The following is a 4,511-nucleotide window of genomic DNA, read 5'->3' on the forward strand; positions in this document are numbered from 1 at the left end:
TGCTTAATCAATCTATTTCTATTCATTCGGAGGAATTGCCTGAAATCTATTGGCAGGATGCTCCAAGACATAATTCAGATAATCACTATTTACATATTCGGCAAAAACCTTATCTGCAAGCATAGCCTTGACAATTTTTGTATAAGTCATTTCACTACCATGAAAACCGTCAAGGCATTCATCGTCATTTGACCCCACCCATAGAACATTGCTGAAATCAAAAAACTGAACTTTTTCTTCTGCACAACATTCCTTTACACTGTTTTCAAAATTTGCAAGAAAAAATCTCCATTCGTCATTACTTGACATTCTGCTATAAATTTCATCTGGAAATGGAGGCAAAAATACTATTACATGGCATCCCGCCTTTGTCATTTCCCTAACAAGAGACTTCAGCCTCTCAAATTCCCTATAATCTATATCATCTGCAGCTTCAAAACGCCTATTTCTATCATCGAGCCGTTTATGGGTATCCTGAAACAGCTCTGCCGCTGTCTTAAAATCGGCGGTCAGAAAATGCCCATATTGGTAGCTGCCATCGGCAAGACGATAGCCATCTGATTTAACTGCCGCACTCAGTCCGACAGTCCTTCTGCCTCCCACTGCATCCCGTTCTTTTATGTCATCAAGATGGAAAAGCATACCCCGCATTTCTGCATTATCTTTCATAAATTTTATCAACTGAAAATACTTTTTGTATTTGCTCTCCCTGATTTCATCCAAACACCCCAATGTGGACACATGCGAAAAATTAGGATTTAGCCACCATAAATCCACTCCCAAAATAACCACATCGGGAGTATAGCTCTTTTTAATCTTCTTGAATGTTTTGTCGGCATCCATGAGGGAGCCTGCTGTTCCTCCCATAGTAAAAAAATCTTTATCAATAAAATAATTTGAACGAAATTGCATAACGCGTGAAGAACCGATTGCCACTACTTTCGGTTTTTTCTGTTCAACAATCTTAAATTTTATCAAACTGCTTTCAGTAATTGCACTTCCCAACAAAATATCATCACTTTCCGATAATATTTCATCATCACTGTACAATTCCCTAAACTCTCCCAGAATCAACCCTGAAGCCAAAAAAAATCCTGACAAAAGAAAAATATTTACAATCAGCCACCTGTACACCCATATTTTCCAAACATTCATTATACTCATCCTTTAGAATTGAAAATATAAAAATTCGCCTGTTCCCACTGCACAAATAACGTAAATGCTGGCTAAAAATACTAAACTGATAAAAAACATCCATTTTTTATTTGGAACCATATTCACATATATTTCACACGGATTTTTCAGGGTCAGTATACATACTAACAACACAATTAAAGTGCCAGCACACTTTGCCAAAGACCATTCAAATTGCCATGCCTCAAAAGATGCCCCCGTCCAATGCAGCCAATACTCCCATTTTCCCCCTGATGGAAAATACAAACTACTAATGTCAAACATTTTACTGATTATCTGTACCGCATCACCAACTGAGGCTGCCCGAAAAAACACCCAGCCAATAACAACACACAAAAATGTTATGCCCCAGCTTGCAATAACAGGCAGCTGATACTTTAAATTACGCCATATATGATTAACTATTAAAAATAATCCATGCAACGCTCCCCATGCAATAAATGTCCAGCCAGCTCCGTGCCACAACCCGATTATAACCATGGACACAAACAAGTTTCTTAGCTTATTCAGCTGGCCGTGACGATTTCCTCCCATGGGGATATACAAATATTCCCGGACCCAGCCACTCAGGGTCATGTGCCATCTATGCCAGAAATCAATAACACTTGTTGCTTTATACGGAGAATTAAAATTTTGTGGCAGCTTTAAGTTCAACATCAGTCCAAGTCCCATTGCCATCTCACTATAGCCTGAAAAATCAAAGTACAATTGAAATGTATAGGCAACAGCACCAAGCCACGCTTCAAGCATGCCAATACTTGAAATACTTGAAAACACATCTGTTGCCACAATGGCCAGCTTATCCGCAATTACAGCCTTTTTAAATAGTCCCATGGAAAACAGTCCAAGTCCGAGGGCTATATTATGATAATCCACCTTAAATGTTGTGTCGTCAATAAACTGAGGTATCATTTTCCTGTGGCTTATAATAGGCCCTGCAATCAGATGCGGAAAAATCGTTACAAATTCACAATATACAATAAAAGATGTATTTCTAGTATCCCCACGATACATATCAATCAGATAGGCAGTCTGAGTAAATGTAAAAAACGATATTCCAAGTGGCAATACAATATGCATTAAATCAAAACAGCTTTGACCCAGTATGTCATTGACAGCCCCTAGAAAAAAATCCATATATTTAAAATATGCCAACATAGATATATTTACAAAGATACCCAACCCTAGCCAGGATTTTTTATGTTGCGCAAGCTCCAAATTTTTTCCCACGTTATAATTAAAGCAAATAGAAGCAAAAAGCAGAGGTACATACCATACATCCCACCAGCCATAAAAGAAAAATGAAGCAAACACAAGCCATGTAATAGCATACTTCTTTTCCTTGTATCTTCCCAGTATAAAGAATACGGCAACTACGATGGGAATATATAAGAATATAAATTCCAGAGAATTAAACAGCAATCATACCATCCCCTTACAATTTTCTGACAAAACAACAAAAGTCCCCCCCCGAAATACAATTAACAAATTGTATCCCAAGAGAGGACAAATAGCAAACCCATATAAGAAATACTTCTATTTTTCATTAAGTATAATATAATCTACTGCGCTAAGCAAGCCAAGGATAAGAAAAAGTATCTTTTTAAAGAGCTGTAAACTCACGCAAGGATAATAATACTAATTCGTAAAAAATACAACTTAAGTAGATTTGTAAATTTGACAAGGTGAAAATTGTAAATATGATAAAGTGAAAACTATAAATCTGTTAAAGTAAAATTGGTAAAGTGAATAAAACAAAATAACAAAAAAGAACTGCCCACATTGTAGATTTCATCCGGAGACAGTTCTTTTTATCTTTATGTATTTTCCCTTAGTAGATATGATATGTCTTCCATGGAATTTTATCCAGCGGCACAGTCTTCAAAAAATCCACAATATCTTTCCTGCCATAATAATGGGGCTTGCCTTCCTTGTCCTGGGACATGAGAATAATTGGCATATTGGGAAAAAACGGCGCAATGGACTGGCGGAATCTGGTTGCCCGCACTGTGTACTGGGTAACCACCTGCTTCACCACAACGATGGCGAAAGTCACCCCCTGCTCAATAATCACCGCACCATGTACTACCATAACCTCACCTGCCTAAAAATCATCCTGCACTCCGCCGACCGAAATATCTATATCGCCCTCCGGCAAAACCGTCCCCTTCGCCCTTGGCCAAACAAAACCACACGCCTTGCACCATGTCTCCGGCACAGGGCCGCCGTCTCTCTCAGCACTTATCTGCATCCATCATATCTGACAATCCTTCATATCATTCCAGCTATTTACGTACCGTCTCTATAGAAAATATTATGAAACAAAACCGCCCTATCGTCAACAGCACCGCCAGCACAATTTTTAGGCTATCAAAAAATATTTTTACAGTCCCTTGACCGTGGGTTACTACCGATTGATACACTAGCCTCACAAAGCAAAAAGCAAAATAAAATCCGCAGAACAGCACAGGATAAGCAAAATATCCATATGAAAGGGGCCATCTCATGAAAATCACTATGCGCAGGAAAAAAATCAGGACACTGCTGGCGCTGGGCCTGACCGGAGCAGGCATACTGCTGACCGGCGCCCTGCAGAGCAGTATCGCCCTGGCAGAGCAAGCCATTCCGACCAGCTACGGCAGTCCTGCCGTAACGGAGCAATCTTCCCTGCAAAGCTATGACAGGTCTGCCGTGGCCGATAAAAACTACGCAGACCGTCACGGCGGACAGAAATTTCCACTGGAGGACACCAATCCCGAATACGCCGCCATCATGAAAAAATACATTTACGGCGATATTGCCTCCCAGCTGCAAATCACTCCCGCCGAAGCCGCCCTCGTCACCATTGCCGTGCTGACTACCAATCAGAATGACAAGCTGCTGGAACACGCCATCAGTGCAGCCCTTGCCCTGGGAGCAACCCCGGAGGAAATACAGGAAGCCATCTACCACATCACTCCGTATACAGGCTTTGCCAAAACCTCGTCAGCCCTCACCATCATGAACGATGTCTTTCGTGAGGCAGGCATTCCCCTGCCCCTTGCCAAGCAAGGCACCACCACGGACAAGAACCGCTTCCAAAAGGGACTGAAATTTCAGGTGGATACCTACGGGGAGCGCATCATCCAGATGCGGGCCGCCACCCCTGACTATCAGAAGCATCTGCAGGATGATCTGTCCGCCTTCTGCTTCGGTGATATTTATACCCGCGGCGTGCTTGACCTCAAAAGAAGGGAAATGCTGACCATGGCCGCCATCGGCCCCCTCGGCATAGAAGCACAATTCCGCAGCCATGTGAATGGCACCCTGGCCGCCGG

The 4,511-nt window shown here is 41.6% G+C and carries 4 protein-coding genes; 1 reads left to right on the forward strand and 3 read right to left on the reverse strand.

The features are described 5' to 3' along the window. Positions 1-18: 18 nt before the first annotated feature. From ACI3UA_RS01050 to ACI3UA_RS01060, 3 genes are all read right to left on the reverse strand, one after another. On the reverse strand, positions 19-1,155 hold the full coding sequence (locus ACI3UA_RS01050) for a hypothetical protein (protein WP_439722982.1): 1,137 nt from the start codon (positions 1,153-1,155) through the stop codon (positions 19-21). A 12-nt stretch (positions 1,156-1,167) separates the two neighbouring features. Then, entirely contained in the window at positions 1,168-2,616 is a 1,449-nt protein-coding gene (locus tag ACI3UA_RS01055) for an MBOAT family O-acyltransferase (protein WP_439722983.1), read from the reverse strand. 409 nt (positions 2,617-3,025) lie between these two features. Then, complete coding sequence (locus ACI3UA_RS01060; RefSeq protein WP_439722984.1) at positions 3,026-3,286, reverse strand: hypothetical protein; 261 nt, start codon at positions 3,284-3,286, stop codon at positions 3,026-3,028. 413 nt (positions 3,287-3,699) lie between these two features. On the opposite strand from ACI3UA_RS01060, the gene ACI3UA_RS01065 reads away from it, so the two are divergent. Further along, positions 3,700-4,511, forward strand: an 812-nt coding sequence (locus ACI3UA_RS01065) for a carboxymuconolactone decarboxylase family protein (protein ID WP_439722985.1), incomplete at its 3' end; no start/stop codon positions are given.

It is taken from the genome of Anaerovibrio sp., from assembly GCF_051866355.1.
GTDB lineage: Bacteria > Bacillota > Negativicutes > Selenomonadales > Selenomonadaceae > Anaerovibrio.